Here is a 17,388-nt window from a genome sequence, read left to right on the forward strand (position 1 = left end):
TTCGAACCTCCGACCGCCTGGTTCGTAGCCAGGTACTCTATCCAGCTGAGCTAAGGACGCACGATGTTCATTCATTAAGAATGAAGTTGTGAAATATATCACATTCTTCTTGCTACGAAGAAAAAAAAAGGCCATCGGCCTGTAATGAATGGCGGTGAGGGAGGGATTCGAACCCTCGATGCAGCTACAAACCACATACTCCCTTAGCAGGGGAGCGCCTTCGGCCACTCGGCCACCTCACCTAATTCATTATTCTCACATCACTTACAAGTAAGAGAAGAGAGAATGGCGCGTCCTGGAGGATTCGAACCTCCGACCGCCTGGTTCGTAGCCAGGTACTCTATCCAGCTGAGCTAAGGACGCACATTTACATTGTCTAAGTTGCTAACTTTAGACTCGCAAGAAATGGCGGTGAGGGAGGGATTCGAACCCTCGATGCAGCTACAAACCACATACTCCCTTAGCAGGGGAGCGCCTTCGGCCTCTCGGCCACCTCACCGTCTTGCGGAGGCACATATTACGTTTTACCGAAAATATGTCAAACACTTTATTGAAAAAAATTGGACAAAAACACTCAACCGTTTGCTATTTAATCAAAGCGCTTGCAATTTGAACTTACAACATCAAAAGCGCGCTTTTTCCCTTAAAAATTAAGGCGAAAGATTGGCAATAATAAACCGCTAAAAACAATTATCTGATTTCTCCAGCAGCAAGTGCTACCGCTGGATGAACAATACTACGGGATGCGTATTCGCGCTATAGGGGAAGCCAATAAATCTTGAAGTGTGGCAAAGAAATTTCACCGTCCGCTATCACACCCAGCAATTACCAATAGCACCTAACTTGGTGAAGTATTCATTCTGCAAAATCAAAACAAATACGTTATCCGATGAACCAATGTTTCGACGTCGAATTATCATTCCTCAAGATCAAAAAAGGCTAGCAGTAATGCTAGCCTCTTCTCTACGCAAAGTATTAGTAGTTGCCAGATGCAACGTTACCATTACCTTTTTCAGCTTGAATGCGCATGTAGATCTCTTCACGGTGAACAGATACTTCTTTAGGTGCGTTAACACCAATACGTACTTGGTTACCTTTAACACCTAGTACAGTAACTGTTACTTCATCACCAATCATCAGTGTTTCGCCAACGCGGCGAGTCAAAATTAGCATTCTTTGCTCCTTGAGTAATCTCTAAATTTATCTAGCTACGAGAGCATTATCCAACAAAAGTTATATTTTCGTAAACTATCGATTGAGTTTATTTAACCAAAATGCACTTCTTTTTGGGGATAACCCTGCTTTTCACGCGCTACGATGTATGCATTATGTAATATGTTAGCAGCCGTATCGACTTGCGTTGGTGATATCACCAAAGTTAAAGACTGCTGCTGCAATAAGTGATGCTGTACATCAATTTCGCCTTCAGACAACAATCCATGTGAACTGACCACAATTTCTTGTGTTCGGCTTCCTACCACAGTTAACAAACTAACCTGTTCACTATTACGGATTTTCTCATCAAAAACTAGTTTTAATTTGGCACTTATGTCTTGTTTAATAATGAGTGCTGCCCGTTCTGTTCCCTCGATCACACTACAGACTTCAATTCCTAACAGTTGGCAATGCGATAAGAAAGAATCTAGGTCCTCATTCAAACACTCGATACGCACCATATCTCTTTGTATAGCGAGGCCAGAAATATCATTCAAACACTGGTCGCCAGCAATCAATGTACCCTCGCCTTCTTCAAAGCTTGAAAGCACTCGCAATGGCACATTGTGTTGCCACGCGTACTGCACGCACGGAAGGTGCAATACCTTAGCACCACGACGAGCCATCTCTTCCATCGATGGAAAGTCTAAGGTATCTAACTTCTTCGAATGTTTAACAACGCGAGGATCACACGAGTAAACGCCATCGACATCAGTATAGATCTGGCACTCTTTAGCTTGAAGGGCGCCAGCTAACGCAACCGCTGTGGTATCGGAACCACCACGGCCTAATGTCGTAATGTCGCCTTTAGCGTTCATACCTTGAAAGCCAGCCACAATCACAATCTGATTGTCGTCTAACAAGGTTTGAATAGGAGTAGTATCAATACGCTCGATCGTCGCATTGTTATGATTAGAATCGGTGTGAATCCCAGCTTGATAGCCCGTCATCGATGTCGCTTCATAACCTAACTTGTGCAGCGTCATCGCCAACAGTGCCATGGAAACTTGTTCTCCTGCAGTTAACAACACATCCAATTCTCTAGCATTTGGTACGCTATCGATTTGAGTGGCTAAGTTAACCAACCGATTCGTTTCTCCTGACATAGCAGAGACCACAACCACAACCTGATTGCCTTCATTTTTCGCTTCAATGATTTTCTCTGCTACATGTTGGATTCGTTCTATTGAACCCACTGACGTTCCGCCAAACTTCTGCACGATAAGAGGCATTTTCACCCGTCCTCACCTTCCCAAGACCAATGTCTATATATGACAAAAAAACACACGCTCCGCGTCATGGCGAAGCAATAAAAAATTAACCAAGAAGTCTAACATTGACATTAGACTTCTTGGTTAATCTCAATCAAACCTGGTTTAGACACTCTTCCAATAGGCAAAATAAAAGATGCCCAATCAACTGATTGGGCATCTTTGTATCAATTACTTAAGCTTAAAGACGCTCTTCTAGCCAAGTACGTACAGATTTAAGCGCTTCAGGTAGTGCTTCAACGTCAGTACCGCCCGCTTGAGCCATATCTGGACGACCGCCACCTTTACCGCCAACTTGCTCAGCAACCATCTTAACGAGATCACCAGCTTTTACTTTGCCGATAAGGTCTTTAGTTACACCAGCAATCAAGCCAACTTTACCGTCTGCTACGTTAGCGATCAGGATGATGCCGCTACCCACTTGGTTTTTAGCATTATCAACCATAGTACGTAGGTTCTTGTTGTCTGCACCTTCAATAGCAGCAACCAGTACCTTAGTACCAGAGATCTCTTCTACTTTGCCCATGATGTTTGCACTTTCTGCTGCAGCCATCTTTTCTTTAAGTAGTTGGATTTCTTTCTCTAGAGATTTCGCTTTCTTAGCTGACTCAGCCAGTTTCTCTTCGTAAGCGTTAGCTTGAGCTTCTACTGCATCTAGTGCAGCTTCACCCGTTACCGCTTCGATACGACGAATACCCGCTGCGATACCACCTTCAGAAGTGATCTTGAATAGACCAATATCACCTGTGTTTGAAGCGTGAATACCACCACAAAGCTCAGTAGAGAAATCGCCCATAGACAGAACGCGAACTTCATCATCGTACTTCTCGCCAAACAGTGCCATTGCACCTTTTTCTTTCGCTGACTCGATGTCCATGATGTTGGTTTCAATTGCATGGTTCTTACGAACTTGTGCGTTAACCAAACGCTCTACTTCTTTAATCTGTGCCGGTGTTACCGCTTCAAGGTTAGAGAAATCAAAACGTAGGTTGTCTGGCTTAACCAAAGAACCTTTCTGAGCAACGTGCTCACCAAGCACTTCGCGCAGTGCAGCGTGAAGTAAGTGAGTTGCAGAGTGGTTTAGTGAGATAGCAGCACGACGCTCAGCGTCTACTGTTGCTTCTACTTTATCGCCTTTCGCGAACACACCTTCAACTAGCTCACCGTGGTGTGCAAATGCGTTACCTAGCTTTTGAGTGTCTTCAACTTTGAAAAGACCAGACGCAGTTTTTAGCGTACCGGTATCACCACATTGACCGCCTGATTCCGCGTAGAATGGGGTTTCCTCAAGGATGATGATTGCTTTATCGCCCGCAGACAGAGAAGCAACCTCTTCGCCTTCAACGAACAGTGCAGAGATCTCACCAGCACCTTCTGTACCTGTGTAGCCACAGAACTCAGTGTTAGTTTCCACTTTAATCGTCGCGTTGTAGTCAGTACCGAATTGGCCTGCTTCACGTGCACGCTGACGCTGAACTTCCATCGCCTTCTCGAAGCCTTCTTCATCAATGGTGAAGTCACGCTCACGAGCTACGTCGTTAGTTAAATCAGCTGGGAAGCCGTAGGTATCGTAAAGTTTGAATACTGTTTCACCGTCTAGCTCTTTGCCTTCAAGAGCGTCTAGTGCTTCGTTCAGGATAACCATGCCGCGCTCTAGTGTGCGACCAAAGTTCTCTTCTTCGATACGAAGTACTTTTTCAACAAGCTCTTGTTGCTTCTTCAGCTCGTCTGCTGCAGAACCCATCACTTCAGCTAGTACACCCACAAGTTTGTGGAAGAATACGCCTTGTGCACCTAGCTTGTTACCGTGACGAACTGCACGACGGATAATACGACGTAGAACGTAACCACGACCTTCGTTTGAAGGCATAACGCCATCAGCGATCAGGAATGAACAAGAACGGATGTGGTCAGCGATAACGCGTAGCGACTGGTTTGATAGGTCTTCGTAACCGATCGTTTCAGCCGTTGCTTTGATTAGCTTTTGGAATACATCGATTTCGTAGTTTGAGTGTACGCCTTGCATGATTGCAGAGATACGCTCAATACCCATACCTGTATCAACAGCAGGCTTAGGTAGCGGTTCCATTGTGCCGTCTGCGTGACGGTTGAACTGCATGAATACGTTGTTCCAGATCTCGATGAAACGGTCACCATCTTCTTCAGGAGTGCCTGGACGGCCGCCCCAAATGTGTTCACCGTGATCGTAGAAAATCTCAGTACATGGACCACAAGGACCTGTGTCACCCATTGTCCAGAAGTTGTCAGACTCGAACTGTTTACCGCCTTCTTTGTCGCCAATGCGAACGATACGGTCAGCAGGTACACCTACTTTCTTGTTCCAGATATCGAATGCTTCGTCATCTGTCTCGTATACCGTTACCAATAGACGATCTTTTGGCAGTTGTAGAGTTTCTGTTAGGAATTCCCAAGCAAACGCAATCGCGTCTTCTTTGAAGTAGTCACCAAAGCTGAAGTTACCAAGCATTTCAAAGAATGTGTGGTGACGAGCCGTGAAACCTACGTTTTCAAGGTCATTGTGTTTACCGCCAGCACGTACACAACGTTGAGCCGTAGTCGCTCGAGTGTAGGCACGCTTCTCGGCGCCTAAGAAACAATCTTTGAATTGGTTCATACCTGCGTTAGTGAATAGCAGGGTTGGATCGTTATGTGGAACTAACGATGAACTGTCTACGATTTGGTGTCCTTTGCTCTCAAAGAACTTAAGGAACGCGTTGCGAACCTCATCAGTGCTCATGTACATGCAGCTCTTCCTGAAAATAGTCGAGTTAGAATTTTGCCGTATTGTAGATCATGGTTAAGGCTTCGACTAGTTTTCTTGTAGAAAAGACGCCCTTGGGTAGGATTTTAGTTGGAATTAGCGAAAATGAAGAATATTCCACTAGGTTGTACCAAGTAGATATGAAGAAAACCGGTGTGATGAATGTTTATGGGGGAGGCTTCAATCAACTCTGATAAGTAAGAGAACGCACTGGGTATTACTGACTATGGAAGGCTAGCGCTTAGTGCAGATATGATTGAACTCTTCACTATTATTGGCAGAGAACAGATAAAGAAAATCATCTTCCAATTCAATATCATATTGAATCGTAAAACCCTTATACAGCGCCTGATTACGATTGATCATGTCATTCGGGTGTTTATGCCTGAAGTTCACTTCATTAAATACCATCTCTAAATGATTATCTTGCAATGTATATTTTCCGACAAACACTACCTCTGCCGTTTCGACTGCCCCCTGCTGATTCACGGTTTGAATCCTATCGCTGACAAAAAAATCTTCGTCAGAACTAAATGAGTACAGCATAAATTCATTCAACTCAGAGTACTGCGCATACGATGACGTAACAAAACCCACATGTTTAAGGTTACACGCCCATTGACTCCCTCTTAAAGAGATCGGTTGAATGAGTAATACGATTGCCAGAATAAATACACCTAGCGCTGTAATCAGGACAAAAATTGCAGGCTTAGATTTTATCAATGCGTGACACCTTGTATCTGATTCTATTCTTTACTTACTTGCCTGTCATTCACGGCAAGCATCTGAATTATAAGCGTAGACCGAAACCAACTAAGGTTCAGCAAAATCTTGTAATCCATAAAGTTTCGCCTAATTAACAGTGAAGCCTCGGTGCCCAAAATTCACCAAGGCTCCCCACTATGATTAAGCTTTTAGAGCTTCCACAATAGCGTTGTAGTTTGGTTCTTCAGTTACTTCCGAAACCAATTCGCTATGCAAAACGACGTTGTTCGCATCTAGTAGAATAACTGCACGAGCTGACAAGCCAGATAGTGCATGCTCTTCAAACTGAGTACCGAATGCTTTTAATAGCTCTGGATTTTTGAATACCGATAGCTGCTCAATGCCTTTCACACCTTCGCTCTCTTGGTAGCGAGCAAGCGCAAATGGTAGATCGGTTGAAACCGTATATACATCTACTGACTCAGATTTTAGCTCTGCTAGTTCAGAGATCACCTTAGTACTGCTTGAACATACTGGTGTATCAACGCTTGGGAACAAGTAGATCAGTTTAAAATCAGCTTGTTTTTCTGAAATCGTTAGTGGTGCTAACGATACCGATGTCATTGCTGGTGTAGTAAGTACTTCACCTTTTTGTGGGAAGTCACCTGCTAGTGCGATTTTATCGCCCATAAATGTCACTGTGTTCATGTTTATTCCTTTCAATGTAATTCTAAAAATGGCTGTTGTAGCTGACTGTGTTGCTATTATCTAAAGACATTCAAATCGAACATCTCTTATCTATATGTCATTCGTAATTTGCACCTGCGAAATCAGTAAAAACGTTTATTAACGCTCGGGCGCAAACTCAACGCTTAGGCAGCTTCGATTACTTTTCGTATTTGATTGAGGATAGGAACCGCATCGTCGAAACCAACAGAAAGAGAGAAATCAATTTCTTGATCAATATGCTGCTGAGCAACCTTGAGTAAGGTCACCTTGTCGCAGCGCTCAAGGCTCTTCTCTTTATCGGCAAAAATCTTAGTAAGAGACTGAACAACATCCAGTTGAAAGGACTCTATGGAAGTGACGTACTTATACTCTTGCAACAGCTGATTCACCGATTGAGAGTTTTTCTGTTTAATTTCTGGCATCCTAATTACCTTTAAAACAACGATTAGAAGTCAAGCTATCACCCAAACTCGAGGCGGCATTACGTTAGCAACCAGCCCTCGTTCTCACCACAAACCATTGCCAAACAAAAACATAACCACATAGCTAAATGTAATCTTTATATAACCAATGAGATTTTACAGTTACAGACAGCCCTCCTATGCTTAAAGTACCGCCCGCCAAAATGAACTTCATTAAAATTACTAAGCCCATGAATCAAATGCGTAATATCACCGATTCCGTCACTATTGATATTGAGATAAGGACGCTGACTCACCATCCAGCGGATATCACGGTCAGCATGCGCCCTCTACCGTTCAAGGTTCTGTTGTACTTGTTAAAGCACCAAGATAGATGCGTTTCGCGAGAGGAGTTGTTTGAAGAGTGTTGGCAAGGTGTGTTGGTTACCGATCAGTCCCTAACCAACACCATTAGTTATATTCGAAAAGTATTCAAAAAATTAGACACTAACGAGCTAGAACTCAAAACAATCAGTAAGCAAGGTTACTTATTGGTGATTTCACCAAAGCAACAAGCTCTGAAGGTTGAAGAAATTAAGCCTTTCGTTGATGCTGAAGTGCAACTTGAATTGGCGGATGCAGGCACTAGCATTGATGAAGAAAAAATAAGCCCAGATTTACAGCAACCAGTCAGTACTCAGAAAACGAAAACCAAGTTTCCTCGTCAATTTACGTTAAATTTATGTGCCCTGTGGCTTGGCATCATATTGGTCGCCTACTACGATATTCATTACAACAAAGAGCAAGCGCCATTTTTAGATAAAGACAACTACCAGTCCTATTCCTTTGGTAGTGCCACGCTTTATGTTCATGACCAATCAAATACAATCACTGCACCCGAAATGACCTCATACATCGATCACCTCGAGCTATCGCAGTGCAATGTAAAAAGTATCTACATTCGCATCACTAATTCAGCTTTCCGAGACAACATCATTTCAATGTATGCTTTTGTTTTTACCAACAATCGAAAGAGTCAAAATATCTTCAAACAGAAACTAGATGGCCTCAATATTTACCCATCCATTATTACTCCTTTACTGGATTCCTTTTACTGCAAAGGTAAGCCACAGCAATAATAGTTCCAGCCCTTGGAAAGTTGTACAGCTTAGTTTCAGGTGGGGGAGTAACGTGCAAAAGCGCCGATGAGAACTGAGGAAATGTAGCCACAATGTGTCCACTAATAAAAAAGCCCCGCATACAATGCGAGGCTTAAAGTTCTTAGCTAAGAGCAACGATTTAGATTAAAACTCTTCGTTCTCTTCTTCTTTTTCTACTTCTTTCTCGTCAAGAACAGCAGGAGTCAGTAGTAGTTCACGAAGTTTAGTATCTAGCTCTAGAGCGATCTCTGGGTTTTCACGTAGGAACTTACAAGAGTTCGATTTACCTTGACCGATCTTATCGCCTTTGTAGCTGTACCAAGCGCCAGCTTTATCAACTAACTTGTTCTTAACACCTAGGTCAATCAGCTCACCTTCGCGGTTAAAACCCTGGCCGTATAAGATTTGAGTTTCAGCTTGTTTAAACGGTGCAGCAATCTTGTTCTTAACAACCTTAATGCGCGTTTCGTTACCAACGATCTCGTCACCTTCTTTGATAGAACCAGTACGACGAATATCAAGACGAACCGATGCGTAGAACTTAAGTGCGTTACCACCCGTTGTTGTTTCTGGGTTACCAAACATTACACCAATCTTCATACGGATTTGGTTAATGAAGATACACATACAGTTAGACTGCTTAAGGTTACCAGTCAGCTTACGCATTGCCTGAGAAAGCATACGAGCTTGAAGACCCATGTGGCTGTCACCCATTTCGCCTTCGATTTCAGCTTTTGGTGTTAGTGCTGCTACTGAATCGACAACCAATACGTCGATAGCACCAGAACGCGCTAGAGCATCACAAATTTCTAGAGCTTGTTCACCAGTATCCGGTTGAGAAACAAGAAGTGCATCGATATCAACACCAAGCTTTTGAGCGTAAATAGGGTCTAGTGCGTGCTCAGCATCAACGAAAGCACAGGTTTTACCTACTTTTTGTGCTGCAGCGATCAGCTCAAGTGTTAGCGTTGTTTTACCTGAAGATTCTGGACCGTAGATTTCAACGATACGACCCATCGGTAGACCACCAGCACCTAGTGCGATATCTAGAGATAGAGAACCAGTAGAAATCGTTTCTACATCCATTGTACGGTTGTCACCAAGACGCATGATAGAGCCTTTACCAAATTGTTTTTCAATCTGACCAAGGGCTGCGGCTAACGCTTTTTGTTTATTCTCGTCCATTACTATCTCCAGGTAATCGGTTGTCGTGAAACAAGCGATTTAGAATCTATTTCTAACCCACATAGGGATGACTAATTGGCTTTTATTATACTGTTGATTCATACAGTGTCTATACCTGTATGAAAATAATTTGTACAAATGTTACTTGTCTTCCATTGATAGGTAATCATAAATAACTTGCAGAGCATGGTGGGTGGCTTGTTGGCGTACTTGTGATCTGTCACCATCAAATACATGCGTTTCCACTTTATTCCAAACACTTAGCGCTTTCCAAGCAAAGCATACCGTTCCTACGGGCTTCTCTTTTGTACCGCCGCCAGGGCCTGCAATACCACTAATTGACACCGCGATGGTTCCGTTCGAATGCTCTAGCGCTCCTTTAGCCATTTCGATGACGACAGGTTCACTGACCGCACCAAATTCCACTAAGGTTTCTAACTGTACGCCAATCATCTCTTGTTTGGCTTCATTGCTATACGTGACAAAAGCGCGATCAAACCAAGCAGAACTGCCCGCGATATCCGTTACCGCACTTGCTACACCGCCACCAGTACAAGATTCGGCGGTGACCAACACCTGATTGTGCTCTGCAAGCAACAGTCCGAGTTTTTCACTAAGATCTTGAGTCATCTGCATTGTCAGCTTCCCTTTATTTACCATTAGAACATTTGGATGCGCATCTTTTCGCTTCAGCCGCTTTTCGCACGAAACGCTTTCACGTATCCTAAGCCGCAATAGAAATAAACGAAAGAAGTTAACTGTGAAAGCCGATCAAAAACATACTCCCATGATGCAGCAGTACCTAAAACTGAAGGCAGAAAACCCAGAAATTCTGCTGTTCTACCGCATGGGCGATTTCTACGAGCTTTTCTACGATGACGCAAAAAAAGCGTCTCAACTCCTCGATATTTCACTGACTAAACGCGGCTCTTCAAATGGTGAGCCAATCCCAATGGCCGGTGTCCCATACCATGCCGTTGAGGGGTACCTAGCAAAGTTAGTGCAACTCGGTGAATCCGTAGCAATTTGTGAACAGATTGGTAATCCAGCACTTTCAAAAGGCCCTGTAGAGCGTGCGGTTGTGCGTATCGTGACACCGGGTACCGTAACTGACGAAGCACTGCTTTCTGAACGCGTCGACAATTTGATTGCCGCTATCTACCACCACAATGGCCAGTTTGGTTACGCGACGCTAGACATTACCTCTGGCCGATTCCAACTGTGTGAACCAGAAACCGAAGAAGCAATGGCAGCAGAACTGCAGAGAACCTCTCCGCGTGAGTTGTTGTTCCCTGAAGATTTCGAACCCGTTGAATTAATGGCAAGCCGCACTGGCAATCGTCGTCGTCCAGTATGGGAATTTGAACTAGATACCGCTAAGCAGCAGTTGAACCAACAGTTTGGTACTCGTGACCTTGTTGGTTTTGGCGTTGAAGGCGCGAAGCTTGGCTTGTGTGCAGCCGGCTGTCTTATTCAGTATGTGAAAGATACCCAACGGACAGCACTTCCACATATCCGTTCACTGACCATGGACAAGCAAGATCACTCGGTGATCCTTGATGCTGCAACTCGCCGCAACCTAGAGATCACACAAAATCTTGGTGGTGGTACCGATAACACCCTTGCTGAAGTGCTGGACCACACTGCAACCGCAATGGGTAGTCGTATGCTTAAGCGTTGGTTACATCAACCAATGCGTAATATCTCGGCACTCGATCAGCGCCTAGACGCGATTGGTGAAATGAAAGATTTGGCTCTATTTACTGAGCTGCAGCCAACCCTGAAACAGATCGGTGACATTGAGCGTATTTTGGCTCGATTGGCACTTCGCTCGGCTCGCCCTCGTGATATGGCGCGACTTCGTCAAGCGATGGAATACCTACCAGAACTTGTAGAAACGCTAACCCAGCTTAAGCACCCATACCTCACTCAGTTAGCTCAGTATGCTTCTCCTTTAGATGAGGTCTCAGAGCTATTAGAGCGCGCCATCAAAGAGAACCCACCCGTGGTTATCCGCGATGGCGGTGTAATCGAAGAAGGCTACAATGCTGAACTAGACGAGTGGCGTAACCTAGCCGCTGGTGCAACCGAATTCCTTGACCAACTCGAACAAGAAGAGCGTGAACGTCATGGTATCGACACACTAAAAGTGGGTTACAACAACGTACACGGTTTCTTTATTCAGGTAAGCCGCGGGCAAAGCCACCTTGTTCCGCCACACTATGTACGTCGTCAAACACTAAAGAACGCTGAGCGCTACATCATTCCTGAGCTAAAAGAGCACGAAGACAAAGTTCTAAACTCTAAGTCGAAAGCTCTGGCTATCGAGAAGCAGTTATGGGAAGAGCTGTTTGATTTGCTACTGCCACATTTAGAGCGACTACAAAACATCGCCTCTTCTGTGTCTCAGCTTGATGTCTTACAGAACTTAGCCGAACGTGCAGACACTCTCGATTACTGCCGCCCGACTATGACGGAATCCGCTGGCGTCCAAATCCAAGCAGGCCGTCACCCAGTGGTTGAGCAAGTGATGGACGAACCATTCATTGCTAACCCAATTGACCTTAACGATAAGCGTAAGATGCTGATCATCACAGGTCCAAACATGGGTGGTAAATCGACTTACATGCGTCAAACAGCACTTATCGCGCTAATGGCGCATATCGGTTGTTATGTGCCAGCTGAAAGCGCAACCATTGGCTCTATCGACCGTATCTTTACTCGTATTGGCGCATCGGACGATCTAGCGTCTGGTCGCTCAACCTTCATGGTTGAGATGACAGAGACTGCCAACATCCTGCATAACGCAACACCAAACAGCTTGGTGCTGATGGATGAAATCGGTCGTGGTACCAGTACTTACGATGGTCTATCTCTGGCTTGGGCAAGTGCAGAATGGCTAGCGAATCAAATCAATGCGATGACACTGTTTGCGACGCACTACTTTGAGCTAACCGAACTACCAAACCAGATTCCAACACTGGCCAACGTTCACTTAGACGCAGTAGAGCACGGTGACAGCATCGCCTTCATGCACGCAGTTCAAGAAGGTGCAGCAAGTAAGTCTTACGGCCTAGCGGTTGCTGGGTTAGCTGGCGTACCAAAAGCCGTGATCAAGAACGCTCGTGCGAAACTGACACAACTTGAAGCGTTGAGCATTGAGTCTCCTACATCGAAGCCGAGCGGCGTTGATATTGCGAACCAACTGAGCCTTATCCCGGAACCAAGCGAAGTAGAGCAAGCATTAGCGAACGTGGATCCTGATGATCTGACGCCACGCCAAGCTCTGGAAGAGTTGTACCGCTTGAAGAAACTGCTCTAATCAAAGGCAAATACCTTTAACCCCGATAAAAACAAAAACGCTGACATTAAGTCAGCGTTTTTTTGATTCCATACAGTGGATATCGTTTAGTCGTTTTCAACGTTGAACAGGTTTTCCATGTTCAGACCTTGCTTGATTAGGATCTCACGTAGACGACGCAGACCTTCAACTTGGATTTGACGAACTCGCTCACGAGTCAGGCTGATTTCACGGCCAACTTCTTCTAGCGTTGACGGTTCATAACCTAGTAGTCCAAATCGACGTGCAAGCACCTCTTTCTGCTTAGGATTCAGTTCATCAAGCCAGAAGATCAGTGAGTTCTTGATATCACTGTCTTGAGTTGAAACCTCAGGGTCAGAATTGTTGATGTCTGGAATAATATCCAACAGTGCTTTCTCACCATCACCACCAATTGGCGTATCTACAGAACTCACTCTTTCGTTTAAACGAAGCATCTTACTCACATCACCAACCGGCTTATCGAGCTTAGAAGCGATCTCTTCAGCTGTTGGTTCGTGGTCAAGCTTTTGTGATAGTTCTCTTGCAGTACGTAGGTAGATGTTCAGCTCTTTCACAACATGAATAGGCAAACGGATAGTGCGAGTCTGATTCATCAGGGCACGCTCTATGGTCTGACGAATCCACCATGTCGCGTAAGTAGAAAAACGGAAGCCACGCTCTGGGTCAAATTTCTCGACGGCGCGAATCAAACCTAGGTTGCCTTCTTCGATTAGATCGAGAAGTGCCAAGCCACGGTTGCTATAACGACGGGAAATTTTCACTACCAAACGCAGGTTACTCTCGATCATGCGTTTGCGTGCTGCTTCATCACCGCGTAGAGCTCGACGTGCGTAAAGCACCTCTTCTTCAGCGGTTAGTAGTGGTGAGAAACCGATTTCGCCCAGATACAGTTGCGTCGCATCTAAACTCTTGGAAGTAAATTCTGTTTCTTCTTTAACTTCGGCTTTCTTAGTGGCTGTTCGCTTCTCTTGTTCAAGTGTTTCCGATTCCGTGGTTACTTGGTCAAGATCGAACTCTTCTTTGATTACTGCATTGCTTATACTCATAACGCCTCCCCCTGGCGAAATTAGCATGACATTACAACTTCATATGTCGCTAAATGACTATGTCACTCAATACAATACGTGATTAGTTGGTATTGTATTTAAGGTAAATATCGTTTTGGATTGACGGATTTACCTTGGTAACGAATCTCAAAGTGCAGCCTAACACTGCTGGCTCCAGAGCTTCCCATTGTTGCAATCTTCTGCCCTGGTTTAACACTTTGCCCTTCAGATACTAATAGTCGGTCGTTATGCGCGTATGCACTTAAGTAATTATCATTGTGCTTCACAATCACTAGATTGCCGTAGCCTCGTAATGCATTACCCGAATAAACAACCGTTCCCCCTGCAGTAGATACTATTGGCTGACCTCGCTGTCCTGCTATGTCTATGCCTTTATTTCCTTGTTCGCCTACAGAGAAATTCTTAATTACTCTCCCCTTTGTTGGCCATAACCATTTGGATACTTTATCACTTGTTGGTTTGGTGGACGGTGTAACATTCTGTTTACCTTTAGACCCAACATACTCCTTTGATTTGGATTGTTCAACCTTCTTTGGTGGATCTTTTTTCGCCACTTTGGCTGTAGTTTGAGCTGGCGCAGGTTTAGAGTTTTTGCTCTGCTGCGGGGTTGCTTTAGGTTTACTTGCCGTCGATGATGTTGTGGACACGGCAACAGGAGCAGCGACTGCTGCGGCTACAACCGTTGATTTACCATAGGCTGGCGCGTTATAGCTAGGACGCCACAACTTAAGCTTCTGCCCTGGGTGGATGGTATAAGGAGCTGCAAGTTTGTTATAGCTAATCAGGTCTTGTACATCTTTATTGGTGACATACGCGATGAAATAAAGCGTATCGCCTTTTTTCACTTCGTAGTAACTGCCACGGTAGCTACCGCGATCAACCGATGAGTAGTTTTTACTTAGGCTTGAAACTGGCGCAGGCGAATTCGCTGCACACCCGACAAGGGCACAGCTAAGCAGCAAGGAACTTCCTTTTAACAACTTCGAACGCATCGACTCTCTATCCACCTACACCATCAGTCTTTTATTAAGCTAGCTCACCAGGCACCAGAGGTACAAATCGCACCATCTCGATGACACTCGACAAAAACTCATCACCTTGACGCACAATCTTCAATAACTGTTGCTCGTCATCACCAACCGGAATCAATAGACGACCACCATCTTTAAGCTGTTGCAAAAGCGCTTGAGGAATTGACTCTGCAGCAGCGGTTACGATGATCGCATCAAAAGGCCCTTTAGAAGACCACCCTTGCCAACCATCACCGTGCTTAGTTGAAATATTATAAAAATCGAGCTGTTTTAGCCGACGCTTAGCGTCCCATTGTAGCGACTTTATTCTTTCAACCGAATAAACATGATCAACAAGTTGAGCTAAAACAGCAGTTTGGTAGCCAGAACCGGTTCCGATTTCCAAAACTCGGCTATCTTGTTGCAGCTCAAGTAATTCTGTCATTTTAGCAACAATATACGGCTGTGAGATGGTCTGCCCTTGCCCAATAGGCAGCGCATTATTGTCATAAGCCTGATGATACATAGCCTGAGACAAAAAACTCTCTCTTGGCAGTTGGTAAATCGCATCCAGTACTTTTTGGTCTCGGATGCCATTTTCAATCAGAAAAGTAATTAAGCGTTCTGCTTGTGGGTTACTCACTTACTTCTCCCCTAACCATGTTGTCATAGCGCCCAAAGATTCGTGCGCCGTCAGATCAACCTGCAATGGCGTTACCGATACATAACCATGCTCAATCGCATAGAAATCATTCCCTTCTCCTGCATCTTGCTCTTTACCCGGAGGACCAAGCCAATAGATATCATGACCACGCGGGTCTTTTTGCTTAATCATATCTTCAGCATGATGACGTGCGCCAAGACGAGTGACCTGAGTCCCTGATAGCTGTTCTAAAGCGAGATCCGGCACATTGACGTTTAACAAGCGGTTGGTTGGGATTGGTTTTGCTAAATGTTGTTCGACAATACGACGAGCAATCGCTGCCGCTGTCTTAAAATGTTTTTTACCAACCAGAGAAAACGCCACCGATTGAACGCCTAAGAAGTGCCCTTCCATTGCGGCTGCGACTGTACCTGAGTACAACACGTCATCACCCAGGTTCGCGCCGTGGTTAATGCCCGTTAATACCAGATCAGGCATATCATCCTTTAGCAGTTCATTTAATGCGAAATGCACACAATCGGTTGGTGTCCCTTGTACTGAATAGGTGCTTTCTGCGATCTCTTGAACGCGTAAAGGCTGTTCTAAAGTTAATGAATTTGAAGCGCCTGAACGATTACGGTCAGGTGCCACTATGATAACTTCAGCAAGATCACGTAATTCATTTGCTAGCTCATGAATACCTTGAGCATGCACACCATCATCGTTGCTGAGTAAAATCTTCATTCTGTATCCTTTCTTCATATTCCAATGCCAAGTGACTTAAAGTCCAATATTAAGTCACTTAGTGCCAAGCAGAATCATTACTGCTCGTAGCTTCTCTCTACGTGTACTTCTTCAACCAATTCACGAACGATAGCCGTCGCAAAGCAGCCTGCATCAAGAGAGAACTTCAGAGTGACATTATCTTCACTTACTTCCCACGTTAGATCAGTCGGTTTCAGCGACGCTTCACGGCGGTCGTGACGCATACGGTTACCACGAATCAGAGCCATCAAATCCTGTTCAGCATCAAGGTGTTTCTGCTCTAAGACTTGAGACTCATCTGTTGTTGGCAAAGCGTTATCACCGGCCAACGCTACAGTCACCAATGCAGTACCATTCGCGATATCTTGCTTTACAGATTCAAGGTTTTCAGCCGTTACCGTTAGCTGTGCACCGTCTTTAACCACGATATCGCCAACCAATGCCGAGGCAAATACATCTTGCTCAATACGGTCAGAAAGGATTAGGTTGTAAATCCACGAGCGAGCCGCAGAAAGGTACAAGCTACGTTTGTTCTGATTACGAGTACGAACGTTATCACGGCCCCAACGACGAGCTTCCGACAGGTTGTTACCTTCGTTACCAAAACGCTGAGCACCAAAGTAGTTTGGCACGCCCACTTGAGCGACTTTTGCCAAACGCTTGACCACATCATCGCAATCCGTTACTTCAGACAAGGTCAACTCAAATTGGTTGCCAACTAAATCACCTGGACGTAACTTTTTGTTGTGTCTTGCTGTCGCTAGGATTTCAATGCTTGGGTATTGTGCTAAGAACGCTGAAAAGTCAGGCTCACCTTTCGGTAGGTGGACGCTCAACCACTGCTCGGTTACTGCGTGACGGTCTTTTAAACCCGCCCAGCTCACGTCTTTCGACTTAACACCACAAGCTTTAGCCAACTCGTTTGCCACGAAGCTGGTGTTCTCACCCGTTTTACGGATGCGAACCATGAGATGTTCGCCTTCACCGGTAAATTCAAAACCCAAGTCTTCATTAACGACAAAGTGTTCAGCTTTCGCTTTTAGTTTTGCTTTCGCAGTTGGTTTACCGTTTAGATAAGCCAATGAAGATAAAATATCTGACATGCTGTTCTT

At 44.8% G+C, this 17,388-nt stretch carries 15 protein-coding genes and 3 tRNA genes; 2 read left to right on the plus strand and 16 right to left on the minus strand.

Features of this window, described 5'->3' with window-relative positions:
* Positions 1 to 149: 149 nt before the first annotated feature.
* The 9 genes from JC606_RS09935 to JC606_RS09975 all read right to left on the minus strand — a co-directional run bounded on the left by JC606_RS09935 (position 150) and on the right by JC606_RS09975 (position 7,124).
* Positions 150 to 242 (minus strand) — tRNA-Ser (locus JC606_RS09935).
* 44 nt (positions 243 to 286) lie between these two features.
* Positions 287 to 363 (minus strand) — tRNA-Arg (locus JC606_RS09940).
* 43 nt (positions 364 to 406) lie between these two features.
* Positions 407 to 499, minus strand: a tRNA-Ser gene (locus JC606_RS09945).
* Positions 500 to 975: 476 nt separating this feature from the next.
* A complete protein-coding gene (csrA, locus tag JC606_RS09950; protein ID WP_004415691.1) occupies positions 976 to 1,173 on the minus strand; it encodes a carbon storage regulator CsrA in 198 nt (65 codons plus the stop codon).
* 92 nt (positions 1,174 to 1,265) lie between these two features.
* Complete coding sequence (locus JC606_RS09955; protein WP_008221085.1) at positions 1,266 to 2,447, minus strand: aspartate kinase; 1,182 nt, start codon at positions 2,445 to 2,447, stop codon at positions 1,266 to 1,268.
* Between the two features lie 220 nt (positions 2,448 to 2,667).
* The gene (alaS, locus tag JC606_RS09960; protein ID WP_137408061.1) at positions 2,668 to 5,250 is read right to left on the minus strand and encodes an alanine--tRNA ligase; all 2,583 of its coding nucleotides are present in this window, start codon (positions 5,248 to 5,250) and stop codon (positions 2,668 to 2,670) included.
* Positions 5,251 to 5,502: 252 nt separating this feature from the next.
* On the minus strand, positions 5,503 to 5,991 hold the full coding sequence (locus JC606_RS09965; protein WP_198778515.1) for a hypothetical protein: 489 nt from the start codon (positions 5,989 to 5,991) through the stop codon (positions 5,503 to 5,505).
* A gap of 183 nt (positions 5,992 to 6,174) precedes the next feature.
* Entirely contained in the window at positions 6,175 to 6,681 is a 507-nt protein-coding gene (tpx, locus tag JC606_RS09970) for a thiol peroxidase (RefSeq protein ID WP_137408059.1), read from the minus strand.
* A gap of 164 nt (positions 6,682 to 6,845) precedes the next feature.
* The gene (locus JC606_RS09975) at positions 6,846 to 7,124 is read right to left on the minus strand and encodes a hypothetical protein (RefSeq protein WP_137408058.1); all 279 of its coding nucleotides are present in this window, start codon (positions 7,122 to 7,124) and stop codon (positions 6,846 to 6,848) included.
* A gap of 239 nt (positions 7,125 to 7,363) precedes the next feature.
* Between JC606_RS09975 and JC606_RS09980 the strand changes: the two genes are divergently transcribed.
* Positions 7,364 to 8,242 carry a winged helix-turn-helix domain-containing protein gene (locus JC606_RS09980; protein ID WP_233090232.1) on the plus strand — a complete coding sequence of 293 codons (879 nt, stop codon included), beginning with the start codon at positions 7,364 to 7,366 and terminating at the stop codon, positions 8,240 to 8,242.
* 165 nt (positions 8,243 to 8,407) lie between these two features.
* Here JC606_RS09980 and recA read toward each other — a convergent pair whose 3' ends face one another.
* Both recA and pncC read right to left on the minus strand, forming a co-directional pair.
* On the minus strand, positions 8,408 to 9,448 hold the full coding sequence (gene recA / locus JC606_RS09985; protein WP_004739060.1) for a recombinase RecA: 1,041 nt from the start codon (positions 9,446 to 9,448) through the stop codon (positions 8,408 to 8,410).
* 141 nt (positions 9,449 to 9,589) lie between these two features.
* Positions 9,590 to 10,084, minus strand: a complete 495-nt coding sequence (pncC, locus tag JC606_RS09990) for a nicotinamide-nucleotide amidase (RefSeq protein WP_198778516.1) — start codon at positions 10,082 to 10,084, stop codon at positions 9,590 to 9,592.
* Between the two features lie 124 nt (positions 10,085 to 10,208).
* Between pncC and mutS the strand changes: the two genes are divergently transcribed.
* On the plus strand, positions 10,209 to 12,770 hold the full coding sequence (mutS, locus tag JC606_RS09995) for a DNA mismatch repair protein MutS (RefSeq protein ID WP_198778517.1): 2,562 nt from the start codon (positions 10,209 to 10,211) through the stop codon (positions 12,768 to 12,770).
* Between the two features lie 86 nt (positions 12,771 to 12,856).
* Here the strand turns inward: mutS and rpoS are convergent, their stop codons facing one another.
* From rpoS to truD, 5 genes are all read right to left on the minus strand, one after another.
* Positions 12,857 to 13,837, minus strand: a complete 981-nt coding sequence (rpoS, locus tag JC606_RS10000) for an RNA polymerase sigma factor RpoS (protein WP_150897807.1) — start codon at positions 13,835 to 13,837, stop codon at positions 12,857 to 12,859.
* 98 nt (positions 13,838 to 13,935) lie between these two features.
* Positions 13,936 to 14,850, minus strand: a complete 915-nt coding sequence (gene nlpD, locus JC606_RS10005; protein WP_198778518.1) for a murein hydrolase activator NlpD — start codon at positions 14,848 to 14,850, stop codon at positions 13,936 to 13,938.
* A 34-nt stretch (positions 14,851 to 14,884) separates the two neighbouring features.
* Positions 14,885 to 15,511, minus strand: a complete 627-nt coding sequence (locus JC606_RS10010; protein ID WP_198778519.1) for a protein-L-isoaspartate(D-aspartate) O-methyltransferase — start codon at positions 15,509 to 15,511, stop codon at positions 14,885 to 14,887.
* Positions 15,512 to 16,255, minus strand: a complete 744-nt coding sequence (gene surE / locus JC606_RS10015; RefSeq protein ID WP_198778520.1) for a 5'/3'-nucleotidase SurE — start codon at positions 16,253 to 16,255, stop codon at positions 15,512 to 15,514.
* A 77-nt stretch (positions 16,256 to 16,332) separates the two neighbouring features.
* A complete protein-coding gene (truD, locus tag JC606_RS10020; RefSeq protein ID WP_198778521.1) occupies positions 16,333 to 17,379 on the minus strand; it encodes a tRNA pseudouridine(13) synthase TruD in 1,047 nt (348 codons plus the stop codon).
* Between the last annotated feature and the right edge of the window lie 9 nt (positions 17,380 to 17,388).

The organism is Vibrio sp. IB15, assembly GCF_016406055.1.
Taxonomy (GTDB): Bacteria; Pseudomonadota; Gammaproteobacteria; order Enterobacterales; family Vibrionaceae; genus Vibrio; species Vibrio chagasii.

Bases quoted from the DNA above. Each gene is read 5' to 3' on its own strand.
- JC606_RS09980 (WP_233090232.1), top strand. From the start codon at position 7,364: ATGCGTAATATCACCGATTCCGTCACTATTGATATTGAGATAAGGACG.
- tpx (WP_137408059.1), bottom strand. From the start codon at position 6,681: ATGAACACAGTGACATTTATGGGCGATAAAATCGCACTAGCAGGTGAC.
- JC606_RS09955 (WP_008221085.1), bottom strand. From the start codon at position 2,447: ATGCCTCTTATCGTGCAGAAGTTTGGCGGAACGTCAGTGGGTTCAATA.
- JC606_RS09975 (WP_137408058.1), bottom strand. From the start codon at position 7,124: ATGCCAGAAATTAAACAGAAAAACTCTCAATCGGTGAATCAGCTGTTG.
- pncC (WP_198778516.1), bottom strand. From the start codon at position 10,084: ATGCAGATGACTCAAGATCTTAGTGAAAAACTCGGACTGTTGCTTGCA.
- truD (WP_198778521.1), bottom strand. From the start codon at position 17,379: ATGTCAGATATTTTATCTTCATTGGCTTATCTAAACGGTAAACCAACT.
- surE (WP_198778520.1), bottom strand. From the start codon at position 16,255: ATGAAGATTTTACTCAGCAACGATGATGGTGTGCATGCTCAAGGTATT.
- csrA (WP_004415691.1), bottom strand. From the start codon at position 1,173: ATGCTAATTTTGACTCGCCGCGTTGGCGAAACACTGATGATTGGTGAT.
- nlpD (WP_198778518.1), bottom strand. From the start codon at position 14,850: ATGCGTTCGAAGTTGTTAAAAGGAAGTTCCTTGCTGCTTAGCTGTGCC.
- alaS (WP_137408061.1), bottom strand. From the start codon at position 5,250: ATGTACATGAGCACTGATGAGGTTCGCAACGCGTTCCTTAAGTTCTTT.
- recA (WP_004739060.1), bottom strand. From the start codon at position 9,448: ATGGACGAGAATAAACAAAAAGCGTTAGCCGCAGCCCTTGGTCAGATT.
- rpoS (WP_150897807.1), bottom strand. From the start codon at position 13,837: ATGAGTATAAGCAATGCAGTAATCAAAGAAGAGTTCGATCTTGACCAA.